This window comes from Nostoc sp. UHCC 0251 (assembly GCF_034932245.1).
GTDB lineage: Bacteria > Cyanobacteriota > Cyanobacteriia > Cyanobacteriales > Nostocaceae > Nostoc.
The window spans coordinates 1-17,586 of record NZ_JAYGHD010000337.1; the positions used below are offsets into that span (position 1 = coordinate 1).

The 17,586-nt window shown below is 42.5% G+C and carries 16 protein-coding genes; 4 read left to right on the forward strand and 12 right to left on the reverse strand.

Features of this window, described 5'->3' with window-relative positions; translation table 11 throughout:
• Window positions 1–294 precede the first annotated feature (294 nt).
• Complete coding sequence (gene ebsA, locus VB740_RS28220) at window positions 295–669, forward strand: type IV pilus biogenesis protein EbsA (RefSeq protein WP_323203157.1); 375 nt, start codon at window positions 295–297, stop codon at window positions 667–669.
• Window positions 670–715: 46 nt separating this feature from the next.
• On the opposite strand, the gene VB740_RS28225 is transcribed toward ebsA, so the two are convergent.
• The gene (locus tag VB740_RS28225; RefSeq protein WP_323203158.1) at window positions 716–925 is read right to left on the reverse strand and encodes a type II toxin-antitoxin system death-on-curing family toxin; all 210 of its coding nucleotides are present in this window, start codon (window positions 923–925) and stop codon (window positions 716–718) included.
• Between the two features lie 174 nt (window positions 926–1,099).
• Window positions 1,100–1,297 carry a DNA-binding protein gene (locus tag VB740_RS28230; protein ID WP_323203159.1) on the reverse strand — a complete coding sequence of 66 codons (198 nt, stop codon included), beginning with the start codon at window positions 1,295–1,297 and terminating at the stop codon, window positions 1,100–1,102.
• Window positions 1,298–1,693: 396 nt separating this feature from the next.
• On the opposite strand from VB740_RS28230, the gene VB740_RS28235 reads away from it, so the two are divergent.
• Window positions 1,694–3,598 carry a GTPase family protein gene (locus VB740_RS28235; protein ID WP_323203160.1) on the forward strand — a complete coding sequence of 635 codons (1,905 nt, stop codon included), beginning with the start codon at window positions 1,694–1,696 and terminating at the stop codon, window positions 3,596–3,598.
• A 5-nt stretch (window positions 3,599–3,603) separates the two neighbouring features.
• Here the strand turns inward: VB740_RS28235 and VB740_RS28240 are convergent, their stop codons facing one another.
• A complete protein-coding gene (locus VB740_RS28240) occupies window positions 3,604–4,806 on the reverse strand; it encodes an RNA-guided endonuclease TnpB family protein (RefSeq protein WP_323203161.1) in 1,203 nt (400 codons plus the stop codon).
• 36 nt (window positions 4,807–4,842) lie between these two features.
• Between VB740_RS28240 and VB740_RS28245 the strand changes: the two genes are divergently transcribed.
• Window positions 4,843–5,016 carry a hypothetical protein gene (locus VB740_RS28245; RefSeq protein ID WP_323203162.1) on the forward strand — a complete coding sequence of 58 codons (174 nt, stop codon included), beginning with the start codon at window positions 4,843–4,845 and terminating at the stop codon, window positions 5,014–5,016.
• Window positions 5,017–5,432: 416 nt separating this feature from the next.
• On the forward strand, window positions 5,433–7,106 hold the full coding sequence (locus VB740_RS28250) for an ATP-binding protein (protein ID WP_323203163.1): 1,674 nt from the start codon (window positions 5,433–5,435) through the stop codon (window positions 7,104–7,106).
• A gap of 391 nt (window positions 7,107–7,497) precedes the next feature.
• Here the strand turns inward: VB740_RS28250 and VB740_RS28255 are convergent, their stop codons facing one another.
• The 9 genes from VB740_RS28255 to VB740_RS28295 all read right to left on the reverse strand — a co-directional run.
• Complete coding sequence (locus VB740_RS28255) at window positions 7,498–7,626, reverse strand: hypothetical protein (RefSeq protein ID WP_323203164.1); 129 nt, start codon at window positions 7,624–7,626, stop codon at window positions 7,498–7,500.
• Between the two features lie 88 nt (window positions 7,627–7,714).
• The gene (locus VB740_RS28260) at window positions 7,715–8,914 is read right to left on the reverse strand and encodes a DUF4159 domain-containing protein (protein WP_323203165.1); all 1,200 of its coding nucleotides are present in this window, start codon (window positions 8,912–8,914) and stop codon (window positions 7,715–7,717) included.
• Between the two features lie 105 nt (window positions 8,915–9,019).
• Window positions 9,020–10,051, reverse strand: coding sequence for a phage tail protein (locus tag VB740_RS28265; RefSeq protein WP_323203166.1), 1,032 nt, complete (start codon window positions 10,049–10,051; stop codon window positions 9,020–9,022).
• A 111-nt stretch (window positions 10,052–10,162) separates the two neighbouring features.
• Window positions 10,163–12,382 (reverse strand): putative baseplate assembly protein, encoded by a 2,220-nt coding sequence (locus tag VB740_RS28270; RefSeq protein WP_323203167.1) that lies wholly within the window; start codon window positions 12,380–12,382, stop codon window positions 10,163–10,165.
• 100 nt (window positions 12,383–12,482) lie between these two features.
• Window positions 12,483–12,896, reverse strand: a complete 414-nt coding sequence (locus VB740_RS28275) for a GPW/gp25 family protein (RefSeq protein ID WP_323203178.1) — start codon at window positions 12,894–12,896, stop codon at window positions 12,483–12,485.
• 339 nt (window positions 12,897–13,235) lie between these two features.
• Window positions 13,236–13,733: a PAAR domain-containing protein gene (locus VB740_RS28280; protein ID WP_323203168.1), complete on the reverse strand. Its 498-nt coding sequence runs from the start codon at window positions 13,731–13,733 to the stop codon at window positions 13,236–13,238.
• 110 nt (window positions 13,734–13,843) lie between these two features.
• Window positions 13,844–15,577 carry a VgrG-related protein gene (locus VB740_RS28285; protein ID WP_323203169.1) on the reverse strand — a complete coding sequence of 578 codons (1,734 nt, stop codon included), beginning with the start codon at window positions 15,575–15,577 and terminating at the stop codon, window positions 13,844–13,846.
• A gap of 99 nt (window positions 15,578–15,676) precedes the next feature.
• Entirely contained in the window at window positions 15,677–16,222 is a 546-nt protein-coding gene (locus tag VB740_RS28290; protein WP_323203170.1) for a hypothetical protein, read from the reverse strand.
• Between the two features lie 38 nt (window positions 16,223–16,260).
• Window positions 16,261–17,586, reverse strand: a 1,326-nt coding sequence (locus tag VB740_RS28295; RefSeq protein WP_323203171.1) for a hypothetical protein, incomplete at its 5' end; no start/stop codon positions are given.

Here is a 17,586-nt window from a genome sequence, read left to right on the forward strand (position 1 = left end):
TTCTCTCTCATGATATTGACAAACTTCTTGCCCTTGTGGAATGAAACAGCCCTGCTTTTTAAGGGGGTCACCACAGGCGGGGGGATCTTATCCGAACCGTATTGATAAGGGATGAGTCTTTGATACTTGCTGACGAGTCTTTGAACTCGACTCCTCTTCTCCCCATACCCTATGCCCTATTCCCTATTCCCCACTCCCCATTCCCCACTGTGTGCTTTAGATACATCTTTTGGGAATACTACTAACATCCACATAATATCCCCAGTTGCAAACTAACTTGAGGAATATTGAACAATGTCTATTGACCAACTTCAGCCTGCGACTCAACAACAAGCCAGTGTTTACTTACCTTATGTTCAAGGCACTAAACGCAATTTTTTACCTTTTGCCATCAGTCTCTATCAAAAAGGGGTATTGGAGGGACAACGGAAGATAGAAGGCAGTGAACATGTTCCCTTTGTCGCCTCCTGGAATGTTGCGACTTTACCCTCAGATTTAACCCGTTGCCGAATCCAGTTTGATGGCAACGCTGATCTAAGTTACGAACTGATGATGGCTAGTTTTGAGTTTATTAATTTTTTAATTGAACTTATGGATAACTATAAACGTCATCGCGCGACCGATTTTTCACAACCGTTTTATCGCAAACTACTGCGTATAGACGATTGATTAAACTCAGCCGGACTTTTACAAGTTCGGCTTGTCTTTAAAATGTTTAAATTGTTCTAAGGTTTAGCCTGAGCCACTCCGTAAATTCTTCGCGCCCTAAATCCCCAGCCGCTAGCAGCAGGACAACACGCTCCTGTTCTTGGATCAAAGCATCGATTTCCATCCCATTTAAAACAAGAAATATTTCCATAGCTGCGTGACTAGTACGCTTATTACCATCAAGGAAAGGATGATTTTTGATCAAAGAAAAGCCCAATGCTGAAGCCTTTTCAATAATTGTGGGATATTAAGTCTTTTCCACCAAAAGTCATCTTCGGTTGCGCTACAGCAGACTATAAGTTACCCAAATCGCGTATACCTAATGTGCCTCCAGACTGCTCTATAACCTGACGATGCAGATTTAGGACTTCCACCACTGTTAGGTAACGTATCATGCTAAACGTCGGTACAATTCGGCATTTTTCTTCAGCACATAGTTGGCTGCTTGAGCAAAATCGCTCGTCGGGTGACTGAGCCAGTCTTCTATCCTGGCACGTAACAAATCTTCAAGGGAGATACCATTCTCTTGTGCTAATCCTTGCAGCTTCTGCAATTGTTCATCGGAAATATCGATCGTGATGGAAGCCACAGCCATTACTCCTTGAATGCTAGAAAAGTGTAGTATTACTGTTATTTTAGTTCTTTTCTGACAGGCGATCGCTATTTTTATTCTTGCTTGCGATCGCTGAATGTATCGAAGACAATTGCTTGATTACCTAATCTAAATATTGTTTAAATTGGAATCCAATTGTTGATTTATTTTAGGTAAAGGAGACTTTAAGCGAGTTAATTTACTTTCTATAAATGTATAAGATAATGCAATAAAAACAATATTAGTTTATACACAGTCATAACATCAGTTTCCTAAAAGTGTGAATAAAAAATTAGAAAATTCAACAGATACCATCATCGGTGGCCAATCAGTTCTGTAAACTTTCATAGTTACTATTTGTATAAGAAGGGTTATTAAAGCAGGTATAGGGCAATGGTGCGATTAAAACCGTGGCAGTGGGTCGTCTTAGCAATCCCGATCGCTTTCATCATCATTTTCTTACTGGTATCCGCCGGTTCGCAAATTCACGCATGGGGCATTAATTGGATTTGGGGTGTATTCACCCTTCTATTCGTGGGTTGGCGTTGGCTGTTGGTTAAATGGACTCAACCTGCTGTTAACCAAGTGGAAGCTGTATTAACTCAAGTCCAAGAAGAACTGGAATCGACGGCAGAGGATACAGTAGGGCAACCAGTAGGAAGTGATGTTACAAAGCAAGCAGAAGCCGCCCTTCAAGAGATTCTGCAAGCAGCACAAAGCGATCGCCCGATTTGGGAAGATTGGCAAACTTTTTGGACGCGATGCCAAAATTTGGTTGTAGCGATCGCTCATATCTACAATCCTCAAATTCAATATCCGCTACTGAACATTTATGTCCCCCAAGCTTACGGGCTGATTCGGGGAACGGTGGATGATATGGATCAGTGGATGCAAAAGTTATCCCCTGTCCTCAATCAGGTGACGGTTGGACAAGCATACCAAGGATACGAAGTCTACCGGAAGTTAGAGCCATCGGCTCGGAAATTCTGGAAAGTTTGGAACTGGGCACAGTGGGTTTTAAATCCGGTGGCGGCGGTGGCAAAACAAGCCAGTCAGGGTTCTAGTAACCAGGCTACTCAGCAATTGTTGGGGAATTTGAGCCAGTTATTCCGGGAAGCTGCCCTGAGAAACTTATGCCGACAGGCGATCGCACTCTACGGACGTACTACATTACCAGTTTCAGCAACCGTATCCACACCAACTCTACCCAAGGCAAAAACCCAAACACTCCGAGATATCTTAACTCAAGCCGAACCAGCCGAGGTGGTTGAGCAAAAACCCGTGAATATTCTGCTGGTGGGGCGCACAGGATCGGGAAAAAGTAGCCTGATTAACACACTATTTCAGACGGATCTCGCAGCCGTTGATGTTTTACCCAGTACCGATCGCATTCAAAATTATCAATGGCAGACTCAAAGTGGAGAAACTCTGACGCTTTGGGATACACCTGGTTACGAACAAGTTAACCGTGCCGATCTCCGAAATCTGGTGCTTGATTATGCCATAAATGCAGATTTACTGCTGTTAGTCACCCCTGCCCTCGATCCTGCGCTGCAAATGGATGTAGACTTTCTGCAAGACATGAAAGCAGAAGTTGCAGATTTACCTGCGATCGCGATCGTCACTCAAGTAGATCGTTTGCGTCCCATCCGCGAGTGGCAACCGCCTTATGATTGGGAATGGGGCGATCGCCCAAAAGAAATTGCTATTCGAGAAGCTACTGAGTATCGTGCCAAACTCCTGGGGAACTTCTGCAATTTAGTTTTGCCTGTGGTTACAGGTGACAGCAAAACAAGTCGAATCGCTTGGGGAATAGAAGCGCTATCGTTGGGATTAGTAGATGCGATCGCACCTACCAAACAACTCCGTCTCGCCCGCTTTTTGCGTAACCTCGAAGCCCGTACTGTCGCCGCAGCCAAAATCATCGACCATTACACCTTCCAAATGGCGACAACACAGGGGCTAACGGCATTGCTCAAAAGTCCCGTCCTCCAGTTTGTTTCTACCCTGTCAACCGGATCTCCAGCCCTAGCATATATGCTGGCAGAGCAAATTCCCGTGGAACAGTTGCCGATTGTGATTGGCAAACTCCAAATGGGATATGAGCTTTTCTCGCTCTTAAATACAGCTAACCCTAACTCGCTCAACTTTGAATTACTATCCCTTTGGCCGCTACTGCTGGAAAATTCCGGTTCACCCGATCGCAACGCCTGGGCGTTTGGTCACGCCCTAGTGGAATACTGGACTCAAAATTTGACAGTTGAACAACTCCGGGAGCGATTTGAATATTATCTTTGACATACTCACCGGACTAAAGTCTCGGTGATTCTTGACACTTCACCGAGATGTGCTGAAGAACCAGTCTTACCTTCTCTCTGTGTCCGTTTAGAGTCGTGGCAATGCCCTATCCCGACTTTATTTATATTTTTCGCGGCATTCTGATCTTGATCGTGTTCAGTTCCACAATTTAAGCACTGAATCGACCGGATTTTTAAATTGAGTTTGCCCCATTTGTAGCCACATTCAAAACAGACTTGGCTTGTAGGCTCCCATCGGCTTATAACGTGAAAAACTCTATTAAACTTCTGCGATTTAGCCTCGCATAACGTTCTAAATTCTCTCCATCCCTGAAAACTAATAGCTCTAGCAAGCAAATGATTTTTGACCATGCCTGAGATATTTAAATCTTCCAAAATGATAGCTTGGTTTTCACTAACAATTTTGGTAGATAACTTGTGCAAAAAGTCTTTACGGGCATCTGCTATTTGGTTGTGCAGCTTTGCAATTTGAATCCGAGTTTTATTCCTACGTTTTGAATCCTTGAGTTGGCGTGCTAGCTTTTTCTGGAGTTTGCGAATTTTTCTATCAAGCTTTGAGTAGTCTGGACTTTCTGCTTTCTCTCCGTTACTCATCACAGCAAAAGTTTTAATTCCTAAATCAATACCAATGCTTATGTGTTTAGCGTCAATATCAATAGACTCAACTTCTACTACAAAGCTCAGGAAATAGCGGTTAGAGCAATCCTTGATTACTGTAACGGAACTTGGGGCTGACGGCAATTTTCTAGACCAAATTGGGTTGACGTTACCAATTTTGGCTAGATAAACCTCATCCCCTTTGATAGAAAATCCGCCAATTCTGAATCGTGCCGTCTGTTGATTAGTTTTCTTTTTGAATTTAGGACTACCTAATTTTTTACCTTTTCTCTTACCCTTGAGCGAATCAAAAAAGTTTTTGTAGGCAACTCCCAGATCCGCAACTGACTGTTGCAACGGGATATTAGAAACTTCAGACAGCCAAACACGTTCCAATGTTTTCTTTGCTTGGGTAATTACTAACTTTTGCAAGTCGTTATTACTTGGCAATTTTTCAGACTGCTTGCACAAAGCCAAAGCATCATTCCATACCACGCGAACACAACCAAACAACTGAGCTAAAAGCTGTCGTTGTTGGTCTGTCGGGTAGAAACGGAATTGATATCTGGCTTTCATGAATGTTTTTAACATGTTATATATTAGTATACCAATAAACACAGTTAATACATGCCTTTCCAAAAAAAACACAATCTTGGATTTACCAGTAGTAATCCCTTAGATAACGAACCCATTTGCTTCAAGGGACGGATTGGGCAAAAACAAGCACTTAAGGATATTCCTGATTGGCAGAACAAGATTAGGGATTATGTTGATGAATTAATCAATAAAAAGCCGTCCTAAAAGGACGGGGCTTGTATCCCATTAATTTCGGTCAGTTGCCAAATAATTTGTCTGCATTGAAAAAGAGGCAAGGGAGCAGGGGGCGCAATGCTTTGGGAAAAAGTGAGACGGAGCTTGTACTTTGCCCTAGTTCAAGCGGACAAAGAAGGATGGGGCTTTGTATGTTTCGCTTTGCTCCACGCTCTTGGGAAGGGCTTGCTCTCCCAAGCTTTTAGCTCCCTTCCCCCCTGCCTCTTCGGTAAAATTCGGAATATTTACCCAGCTTTATTACAGTATTTATACTCATAAATATAAAAGCAAAAAATGTGATATCTAGACAATCAAAGTTAAGATTACGATTAAGAGTAGGTATCTGATGAAACCTACCCGCTTTACCTAAGTTTTTATATAGACATCCCTTTTGTTCGGAGTTTTTTATGAAAAATATATTACAAACCTCCATCTCTGAAAAACAAAATTCACCTCAGAGCTATAGTATTCCGCCTTATAGTAGATTGCTTTTAGTCGTGAAAGATTTGGCTTGTGTGCGGACTATTGAAGAAATTATTGAGATTGTGCGTTTGGCTGCTCGTGATCTCACTAATGCTGATGGAGTAACTTTTGTACTGCGGGATGGTGAATGTTGCCACTATGTCGATGAAAACGCTATTGGGCCACTTTGGAAAGGTATGCGTTTTCCTCTCAAGTCTTGCATCTCCGGTTGGGCAATGCTCAATAAACAAGCAGCTGTGATTGAGGACATCTACCAGGATGCTCGAATTCCGATTGATGCCTATAAAGTGACTTTTGTCAAGAGCTTAGTGATGGTTCCTATACGGGTTTCCGATCCATTGGGTGCGATCGGAGCCTATTGGAGTACACAACACCTAGCCACGCCTCAAGAGATAGAAATGCTGGAGATTTTGACTGATACTACAGCAGTTGCGATCGCGAACGTTCAACTTTTCCAGAAACTTACGAACCAAAACGCGCTTAAAGACAAATTCATTGCAATGCTAGCTCACGAGTTGAGGAATCCCGTTGCCCCCATCTCGAACGGAGTTCAGCTTCTCAAGTTGAAACTGGGCGAGACTGGCTCAGTCGGAGAAACAGTTTTAATGATGCAACACCAGATTAAGCACCTCTCGAAATTGATCGATGAGTTACTTGACGTATCGTCCATCACCTACGGGAAGATTTCATTAAACCTTGAGAAGCTTAATCTGGTGGAATTGGTTCGCCAGATTCTTAATGACTATGCACAAGCAATAAAGAAATCGAATCTTACCGTAATAGAAGACCTGCCAAATAAGCCTCTGTGGGCTTATGTTGACCCGACCCGTTTCTTCCAGGTCTTTAGGAACCTTCTTGATAACGCCTTAAAGTTTTCCAAGCCAGATGGGACGATTTGGGTGGATCTTTCATTTATTCCCGGTGAAAATGGCTCAGGTAGTGTAGCGGCCTTATCTGTAAGAGACTCAGGCATAGGGATAGAGCCGACAATCTTACCAGAACTATTCGAGCCGTTTACCCAGGCCGATCGGAGTTTAGACCGTTCGAGGGGCGGGCTAGGTTTGGGACTCTCGGTAGTAAAAAGTCTTGTGGAACTTCATGGTGGTAATGTTGAAGCCTTAAGTAGAGGGATCAATTTGGGAGCAGAATTCAAAGTTACTCTCCCTATGTGCGAAGAGGTTACAGATTGGGATAACGACCAAGAGATTATAGAGACGGCTAACAAATCGTTGAAGATTTTAGTCATCGAAGATAACGACGATTCAGCCGTAACATTAAAAGCAGTGCTTGAGCATTTTGGGCATGAAGTTTCCATTGCCAATAATGGAATTTCAGGAGTAGAAACTGCAAGGAAGCTTGAGCCTCAAGTGATTATTTGTGACATCGGACTTCCCGAAATGGATGGATTCGCCGTTGCACAGGAACTAAGTAAAGACCCCAAGTTGACTCGCTCAATTCTGATTGCACTCACCGGCTACGGTGGCCAGATGGATAAGGAGCTTGCGCTTAAGTCTGGTTTTAAATGCCACTTGACCAAGCCTGTGGACTTTGAAATACTTACGGCAGAAATTGATCAATACTTTCTCATGAGTGCCTAAGCGCAGCCCATCGTAGACATCGCTTTTATCAAGAAAGGCAGATAGCGCAGCGTAAAGCCTACGGCATAGCTACGCTTAGAGCGAGTCCGCGTTCGCTTTTAGCGTCTCGTAGAGAGCGTCGGGCAGGAGGCTCAGTTGGCAGAAGGGAATTCTGGTTCCTGCTCACAGAAGAGACCGAAAGGGAGTAAGGGTTTAAGACAAGAACTCTGAACTCTTGTTCAGTGGCTCCAAGTCAGGAGGGGTTTGAATCCCCTTTTGACTTGTTCCTTCTAGCTTGAAAATGCTCCTTCGATGAGTATCTATATAGATCAATAGATCAGTCTCACATCGCATTTTCATGCTTGACTATGAAACTTGTTTCATTGGGACTGCCCTCTGCCTTCTGCCTTCTTCAATCCATTAAATCACCTGTCGCAGGCTCACCCGGATAAAAGCGATCGCTCAAAATTTCCTCAAAAGTATATATAGAGGCTTTGACGTCATTTTGCTTGATTTTTTGATATATCTGGGTTTCAGGCATTTTTGGGTATTTAGCGTATTTCCCTTAGCCTGCATGGATTTGAGTCTTGTTTGTATTTAAAAATACTTAAGTCCTGCTAACTTACCTTTCACCACTGCCCTGAATTATCTTCCTGTTGCAAACCAATTAACTGTCGCCGCTTCCAAGCATAGTGAAGAATATTAATTCCAAGTTCTTGAGCTGTACGAATGGTCAATCTGGGTAAATTTAATTCTCTATCCAGTCCCCAAGCAGTTGCTAAATCTCCAATTGCTAAAATAATTCCTCCACCGATTAACATTTTAATCTGCTGTTGATTAACCATTGGCAAGGCAGCAAATAAGAAAGGTTTTGTCCTTAAAGGATGACTCCGTTGCAATTCTTCTAAAGGTCTTAAAGGACTCTCTAACTGTTGTGCCAATGCTTGAGTACTCTCAATTAAAGCATTAGCATTTGTTGGCGCATCAACGAGAAGCACACCACCTAAATTTAAGTAATTTTTTAGAGATTCAAATTCGAGACTATTTAAAGATATAGCCTGTCCACCTGTCAGATAAAGAATGTCAAAGTCTTGAATATTTTCTGCTAAAGAAACTTGTCCTGGTTCATCAGCTCCTCGCAAACTGGGATATAGAGGTTCTACTGCTTGTAGCAAATACGAAAGGCTGAAAAAATTACGCGCACATTCAGGATCACTATGATTCGCCTGTGCCATACACACAAGTGCTTGAGGACGCATTTGTGCCTGACGGCGATAACGCAAATCAATATTGTTATATCCAGGAAAGAAAGCATCCGCAGGCTGGCTAACTTCAGTATGTCCTGGTTGCAGAAGTATGCGACATATTTCTATTTCGGAACTGACTGGTATGGAGTTTCTTTGGTCAATTCGATAGGTTTCTTGAACAATATCTCTTTGCTGTCCGCGCCGCAATTCATCAGGGTCTACATAGCTAACTACTAAGTAGATCATGAGCGGTTCTGCACTTGCTACTTCTAAATCAATGGGAAAATCATAAGAAGTCGGTACAACAATTAAATTACCTGCTAAATCAATTGCAATACCAGGTTGAATTTGCACCCAACGTCCATCTCGATATCTAGCTTCAACTTGGCTTGGCGCAGTCACATCTCGAACGCCTAAACCGCAGACAATTCCTGGTTGGTTTAAACTTTGATATTGAGCATTTTGCCGATTTCGGTGGTAATCATGGGCTGTGCGCCACCGTTCCGCATTGATTAGTAAACCGTCTGCGGCTTGAAGGCGTTCTAAAGATTTAATTGGTGGAGGGGGGAAAGGATGGGACATAATAATTTTAGATTTTTGATTTTAGATTTTGGATTAAAAGTCTATTTAATTTTTCTTAATTACGAATTACGAATTACGAATTACGAATTACGAATTACGAATTATTTAACTAGGGGGGTTTTCGATAGATAATTCATAGGTGCAAAAAGCAGGTTTTTCTTGTTCTATGATTCTTTCAATAAGTTGTTCGTTGATGATGCCACTAGAAATATTTGTACGCAAACGCACAATAAAGTGATATGGTTGCCCACCTGCTAAAACTGCATTTCCTAATTGAGCGTCTCCTATAATGAAACTTGGGCCAAAAGGTTCTGTAATACTAATATGTTTATCAGCTTCATTAGGTAAATGTTCGTCTAACGGTAAACCAGTATAAAGATGCAAGTAGAGACGCAATCCCTTACGAGTTCCTCGCCAGCGATAAAGTTCTACTGCCCGGCGAATTAAACGCCGTTGTTGCTGGAGATCCCAAACAGAATCTACTTGCCAAGCAACCCAATGAGCCATAAAGGGTAGTAATGCTTGCGGTGCTGTCAAAGGATCGAGGTTTGCCCACATGACTTTGTAGCTATCAACTATTGGTTGAAAAGCTTGCTCAAATATTTTCATGAAGCGACCAATAAAGTCCACTTCTCGATACAAAATTGGCAAGAATTCCATGTAGGCAGTGTAAGGACGGATATATAAATCGAAATACTCGCTTCTCTCGATTTGTTCGTTGTCAGTGCCTGGGTCTATATGTAGAGTAACTAAACTGCGAAAATTGAGCGTTAGTTTGTCTTTTTTCCCAGGAGCAATCGCTTCTTGGTCTTCAAAAAATGTGTCGGGAATTGAGAAGTAAAGGACAGCATCCATTTGTCCCCGAGGCGGGATCTCACTGCCTTCTGTACCAATCTGACACCACTGAGATGGAAAATTTCCCTCTACGCTTAAACTCACCCGCAAAGGACGCTGTTCTAAGTTTTGTACTTGCACAATCATCTCGCTGGGATGCCCAGGATGCAAGAGTAAACTATGTCCAGCCACATCCATGTTTTCCGCATTTGCAAATGCTAAACCTGCCACAGGTAAAGCTTCGGGTATTTGCATTGGCGTTAATTGAATGCGTACAGCGGGACTAGAGCGACTTTGAACCATAGGAGTAGGGAGTGGGGGATGAGGAAGCAGGGGGAGCAGGGGGAGCAGGGGAGGCAGGGGAAGAATAACTATTGATTGATTCTTGAGCCATGCCCAATGACAAATTACGAATTACGAATTACGAATTATTTGGATGTCGTGATTTGAACGCAGATTGGTATCAGCCCAAGAACATATCAACCCTTCTGAACCTGGGTCAATTAACTGTTCTGGTGATGGTTGTCGTCGCCAATTTTCTCCTTGCTTGCGGATGGGAAATAGCAAGACGGGGCCTAAATGACGCACGCCCGGGGTTTGTTGCAGTAATGCGACAATATCTGATGTATAAACTGGTCGCCCAAATGGCCAACCTTTGCCGTCGATTCCTCCAGTTAATGGATTTAAATATTTATATAGCGATCGCCTTAAATTCCGACGAATTTCTTCGCTGGCAAAAGGGTTGTTGTATGCTGGCTCTAAAGCTACTTCTGTCTGTACAGAAACACCTACGTAATTCGGTTCCTGTAATTCTATTTGTACCCCTAGTAATCGTCTTTCATCTAAGTAACTCAAAATTTGCTCTTGGAGTGCATGACTGAGGGCAAATTCTTCTGGTGTCATCCCATTCTCTTGCGCGATCGCATCTGTATTTGCAAATGGAACTACCAGTAAACTAACTATACCAGCTTGTCTACGAGAATTCGCTGGCAAACAACGGACGCGAGCGATCGCACCTGCACCCGCCTGTTGAGTTAAAACTTCAAAATCTTCGGCAGTGACGGCGCGATCGCGCGTGCGGAGGATGCGGGGAGCCTTCATTACAGCTTGATCCAGCGATTCGGCATCTGCACCATTAATTGCTGGTACATGATTGATCACACTAGCAACATAAGGATATGCAGACTTCAAAAACTGAATTGCCCCAGCTTGAACATTGCCTTCTCTACCACCGCCTGTACGATAAGCAACTATTTTAATTTCTGAGCCACGGGGAGGAATTGCCCCATATTGGTGTTCTGACTGGTTATTTTCTAGAACTTGTACAGATGTATCATCTAGTTGTGGTTGCTGAATTCTTGTTGGCGCAGTCTGCTGCCGGCTCCGCACCTGGGTTTGCTGTTTAAGTTGGCTAGGTTCCCGAATCAGCGGCCCAAACTGGATTGTACCAGTGATCGAATCGATGGTGTAATGGAAATTATGCGGTCCAGAATCAGCAAAATCTCTCACTTCAGTCCACTTCTGAGGCAAACCACCACTGGGAGTAACTAAAATATACTCACTTTCTCGACGCTCTAAAATTGGTGCTGTTTGTAACTGGAAAGTCTGACCGGGCGTACCATCACTAATTCCCAAGCGCTCATCTAGAATCAGCGTACTGTGACTAGCCCTAACTGTACCGCCAATTGACCGCACTGCTAAACCAGAAATTCGTGGTGGACGATTGTAACCAGATTCATTGGCTTCTGTATTAATAAAGCTACAGCGTAACCAGCGACCTCGGTAAGAAGTAAAATTAACTACAGGCCAAATTTGAGGTAGATGCAGCCGTACTTCTGCACCTTGAGACGGGTTTCCACCCTGTTGGGCGATTTCGTAAAAACTGAAGCCGCGAGTTTTATCATCCGACTCTTGTAATAAAACAGCTTGCCAATTTTCCCCGTCCCAAGCTTCCCACCTCCGAGGTGGTTGATTAGGGTTAATCCCAGCAGGAGTAGCCGCAGCCCCTTGGAAAATAATTTCTAAAACATTAGCATCTATTGGATCGTCAGAATTAATTGCTAAATAAAAGCAGTTACCAGGCTGGGGTTCCTCTTCAAAAATCGGTTGTTCATTACCTGTCCAGTAACCGTCAGATTGACGAGTCCATGAAGTTGTAACTCTTTCTCGCAGAGATTGGGGAATATCTTCGGTGGTTTGGGCAGTTAAGAAATGTTGGATGCGGGGATTGCCGATAATTAGAGGAGAATCTGTGCTAAAGGTAATAGCTTCTGTAGTTTCAGTACGAATAGTTGAGGCTTCTAAGCCTGCTGGAATAGTATAGGCTTCAGGTAGCGGAGCGCTTAAATAAAAAGTTAATTCCGTGCGGGCTGGGGCGGGAGGCTGGAGACGAATACCGAGTAATTCTAAGAAAGCAACATAATTTTTGCGAGGTACTTGGTTAAATCTGAGCAACATTTGGTCAGTTAACCAAGCAAATAACTCAATTAGCGTAATTCCTGGATCGCTGAGATTGTGGTCTGTCCATTCTGGACAGTAGCGAGGAATACGCATAATACATTCTTGCACCAAATCATCAAAGGCGCGATCGTCTAAGTTAGAAGAAGGTAATTTCGGTAAAAAGTCAAAGTTCATACCAATTTAAAAAAAGAATGTGGCAGATGCAAGCCTAGAAACCCAGATAAAATTTAGCTTTCTGAATTTTTAATTTTCAATTTTTAATTTTTAATTTGGATCACGCTTCCTCCCCAGCCGAAACCAAATAATAAGGATAAACAAAACTATAAATATCGGGACTGTCTTTAAGTCGATAATTAATGATGATGTCCACTCTGCCACGCACAGGGTCAGGATCGGTGACAACTTCATCGATAATAATGCGTGGTTCCCAAACTTCTAAAGCTTCCAAGACATAAAGACGGATTCGCAGTAAGGTATCGCTATTCAAAGGTGCAAACGCCAGTTCTGACAAGCGCGAACCAAACGTAGGTCGATAAACCCGCTCACCTACACCCGTGCGGAGGATAATCCAAATAGATTCTTTAACTTTTTGATCTTCACGGCTAAGTTGTATCCCACCCTGCACACTTAAATGCAGTGGATAAGCCCAACCTGTTCCCAAATAGGCTCGTTGACGACCGTAAACCATATCTGGCACTTAGACAGCTGTTACATGGATATCTTTAAAGATATCGGCACAGAAGATTTAAGCCTATTCGCCAAAGGTCGAGGTTGAAGAGGCAGGGGGCAGAGGACAATACAGTTCAGATAAGACCAAAAAACTTGTAGAGACGGCGATTTATCGCGTCTCGAAAACCCAAAATTTTGTACCAGTGGCCCTTAACCCAAGCGTATTGGCGGCAGGGGGAGAATGATTTGTAACTGGAATTTGGTATAAATTAAGATTCATAGACAAGTATTTTTTACTCGTGGACGAGTCTTTGATACTCGTGAATTATTCCTCTACCCCCTGCCCCCTGCCCTCCAATCAGCCGCCAATCAAAACAGTAGGATTGCCTTTGATAATTTTATTTGGTGGCCCCAATGCTTCTATAATAGTGTCGCCCATCCGACAGGCAGGCAGGTTGTTAATCAGCACTGTCTTACTACCGTCAATTACCACACCGGGACCATGTGGAGGTACGGGCGAGGGTGTGGCGCAATTATGAATATCAGCACCTGCCGCAGCAACACTGATGGCGCTACCCATAGTAGAAGCTGCTGTTGTCTTTGCAGTTTGTTCAGCAGCTAGGGCAGCAGGTGCCCCTGGTGTACCAGCCGCCGCCTTAGTAGCAGTCTCGGCTGCTAAAACAGTCGCATCAGAAGCTGTTTTGGCAGATAGTAAACCTGGTACTGCTGCTGCAAGTACACCCCGCCACGCAGGTAAAGACCCAATCAACACATTGCGACTACCTGGTCCTCCTGTCAAAACTGGCGGTAAGGGATGCGCTACATTGTCGGTAATTCTTGCTGCCGGTCTACTCATCAAAACCTCCCATAGCGTTTTCCATTAACTGTTTCGCCGAAAATTACAAATTACGTAGCTTGCTTATCGCCGGGGGCGAGTATTACGAATTACGAATTACGAATTACGAATTAATTAAGGCGAATCAATGCACCTTTGACTGTAATCGTACCCTTGGCTGAAATATCTATATTTCCAACAGCATCTAATGACAGATTACCTTTTGACTCCACTGAAACAGATTTACCCATATCATCCATTTTGATTCTATGACCGCCTTTGGTTTCAATCTCTATGCACCTTTGACTATCATTGAGATATATTTTATGACCGTATTCAGTTTCTAGGCGAATACCTTTTTTACTACTTGCTTTATCCGCTTCGATAAACTGTAGAGTATGACCTACACGAGTTTTAAAGGTGCGTAATCTTACACCATTTGTAACAGAGTCATTTACCCTTTCCGGTGGTGCATCCTTCCCATTCCATACCCCACCAATGACGTAGGGACGGTGAATATCGCCATGCTCAAAACCTACCAAAACTTCATCGTTCACCTCTGGTAAACAGTCGAAACCTCTCTTGGGGCCTGCTCCCACAGCTACAACTCTCGCCCAGTCACTTGTATGTTCTTCTGTGAGAGTGGGAAACTTGACCTTCACTCTACCCCATCCCTCTGGGTCTTTGTTATCAGTCACAATTCCTACCAATAAAGTCTCAGATGGCTGTAGACGTTTTTCTGGAGATAGAGTTGTGAATAAGCTACCAGAACGTAGTCCCCGCACGCTGAAATCAGTTTGATAAACTCGCTGACTAAAGAAATGGCGTGTTTCTGTAACATAATACTTACCACTATAGCGATCGCCCATACCCTTAAGATCAATAACCCGTCCAGGACGAATTCTAGGATTCCCTTCTGCTTTGGCATCTGCATAAACAAATTCTCCTCCCAGTTCATCACATAAAGCCTGAGCCATCGTCTCTGCTTGTTTTTTGCTAGCAACAGGTTTATCTACAACAATCATTTTAGGGGAATTAAGATTAGCAAATGCATTACTGGTACTACTTCCTAGCTGATTACCTGTCTCGGTTATTTGCTTCTCTTTCTTGGCCGTTCCGCTAATCAATTTTTTCTGGGTATAGTCCCAAGCCCGCACTTCCACAGAACTCACCTGCTCAGAACTGGTAACGCGAGTACTAAATTTACTAATATCAAGTAGCCATTCTAGTGATAAAGCTTCTTGACTTTTTGGTTTGCAAAAATTAAGTTGATCGTCTGTAATAAATAATTCAAAACCAATGCGGGCAGCCCTTTCCCGCAAAAACTCCATATTAGTTTGATTCTCTTGGAAAACATACTTGTGAACTTCACCAGTTGCCTCTATATTGCCAGGTCTTATACCTACTTCTTTAATTATCTTTTTGACTATCCCACTATCAGTTTCATTTAAGAAAGAACGATTGTAACGACCTCTATGCAGACGATGAGAAATATCATAACCTCGAACAATAATATCAGCTTCAGATTTTTCATTGAAGTGAACTTCCATCGCTGTAATTTCACCTTCAATTAAAAATTGTTCTACCTCCTCTTGAAAATTCCTATCTTGAGTAGTACTCGAAGTAAAACCCAACTTCACCTTTTTGCCAATCTTAAATAACTGCTCATGTCGCCAAGGCTTGCTTTCTGCTCGGTCAGATGCGGGAATATAGCTATTATGTATGACTAGCGTAAACATTGCTGGCAAATGAAGACTTTCTTCTATTGTGATTTGCAACAAATCCTTTATTAATTCACCAGAAGCTGGTTTTCCTTCTATCTCGATTTTAGGTTCGCTTAGATAAAGGCTTTTTTTAAGAGGCATAACTATTATTTTATAACTATGAAATGTTCAGAGCAGCTTTTAATTATAAAGTAGTGATAAATACTACTTTATCACTTTGGCTATTTTGATTTATTAGTATTACCCCAGCCTTTGATCTGCCTGACGAGCATCGCCTGTAGAAGCAGATTCACGTCCTCCAGGAAGGTTATTTTTATCTACTTCTTGCAATGCTATATCTACCAATGCTCTTACTGGTGTACCATCACTCAGAAACATATTTAAAGTGTAAGTTAGACTTGTGATTACACAATAAAAATACTCCGATCCCCATGTCAATATATAAACAGGCGGGCGCTTGTCAGGAGCGCCATCGATAGTTTCTACACCTTTCTTAATGTTGTCTATATACTTTTTCATCACCGATTCTTTCGTTTCATAACTATCATAAAGTAACTGCTTCAATGTGAATTTGTAAGGTTCAACTCCAGAAAAATTCACTTTCGGAAGTAGAGTAGTTCCTCTATTACCTTGGTCACTTTGCCAATGAACAGTCCGAGCAAAACTAAGTTCTGTGGGATTAAACATTAATTCAATATCTGGTGCTTCACCGTTATAAGCTATAAGTTTGGCTTTCTCAAGTTGCGGTTGACGCTTTTGAATAACAATAATTGCGGGACTTGCCATTTAAATATTTCTCCAAAAATTAATTATTGAATGGGAATTTACCAAGGTAATCTACCTGAGTAACCACCATGACGCTCTCGCTCAATTTCTATCCGTTGTCGTAATCTGTTATAAATTTCACGAGCTAGAGCTTCAAGATTAGCCGTATCATCCTTATCTTCTTCAGAAGGCGAGGATGCGCTCTCTATCGTCTCAGTTATCGGTTCTATTTTTGTAGATATGTCGGGTGGAGCGACCTCTCCACCATCAGCAAAGCCTCTAGGTGGAGGAAGGTGTTTAGTAAAAGTTTGTGGTGATTCTGAAACACGAGAAAATTCATGACGTTGGCTATTAGATTTCCCATGATTAAAGTTGAAACTAGTTGATTCATCATTATTTGCATTTAGTAAATCTTCTACACTTGACCATTGAGAAGGTGTATTTGACCATTCGGAAGATGTGTTAGTGGTAGAATTTGCCTTTCGGAAAATCAGGGGAGGCGATGAGTATTGGGGTGAAGCTTCACCTGTATCTATTGTTTCCTTTTGAAGAGGATTAAGCTGTGGAGAATTGAGCATGGAAAGCTTGTGTTTTCCAATATCCAACCCCAAGGAAGAAGGAATTAAAGAATTGGATATCTGAGGCGAATGAGTCTCATTACTTTTTAGCTGTGACGAAGTGTCTGGAAAAGAATCGACTTTAGTCGGAGTTTCTGGAGAAGTTTTTTCTTTTGGTTCTGTGGAATTGGGTATCTGTAAACTTGGAAGGATAATATCTTGCGGTATTCCACCAGTGTTGATGTGATGTAGTAGAGGTAAATTCTTTTGTGCATCCCTGGTATTAATTACAAACTCCCCAGGCGTAAGCATTGCAGGTACAGTATCCGAGGGTGCTATATGCTTACGATTTTCAACGTGGGAGTCTGTCACATGACCACCAGTAGCATAACCTTTAGGTGCTGGCAAATTTTCAATGGTTGTATTTTGCTCAACTTCAGGTGTTGTGCCTACCTCATTTTGTGGGGAGGTTAGTTTATCTGAGTTATCAACTTTTGTTGATACCTCTGGATTTGTTACCGCAGAGGTAAATTCTGATTCTGCTGTTTGTTCATTGTCAATAATTTCCCTAAAAATACTTGTAGTTTCAGTAATCTCAGGTGGTATGGCGTTAACTACTGCTGCTTCACTAATTTCAGATAGTGGTGCGTAGACATCTAACGGCTTGTCATTAGACATTCCAGTTTCACTAATTTCAGGTGATGTGGCGCTAACTACTGGTGTTTCATCAATCTCAGGCAATGTTTCAGAAAGTGGTGCATAGACATCTAGCGGCTTGTCATAAGATATCCCAGTTTCACTAATTTCAGGTGATGTGGCGGGAAGTGG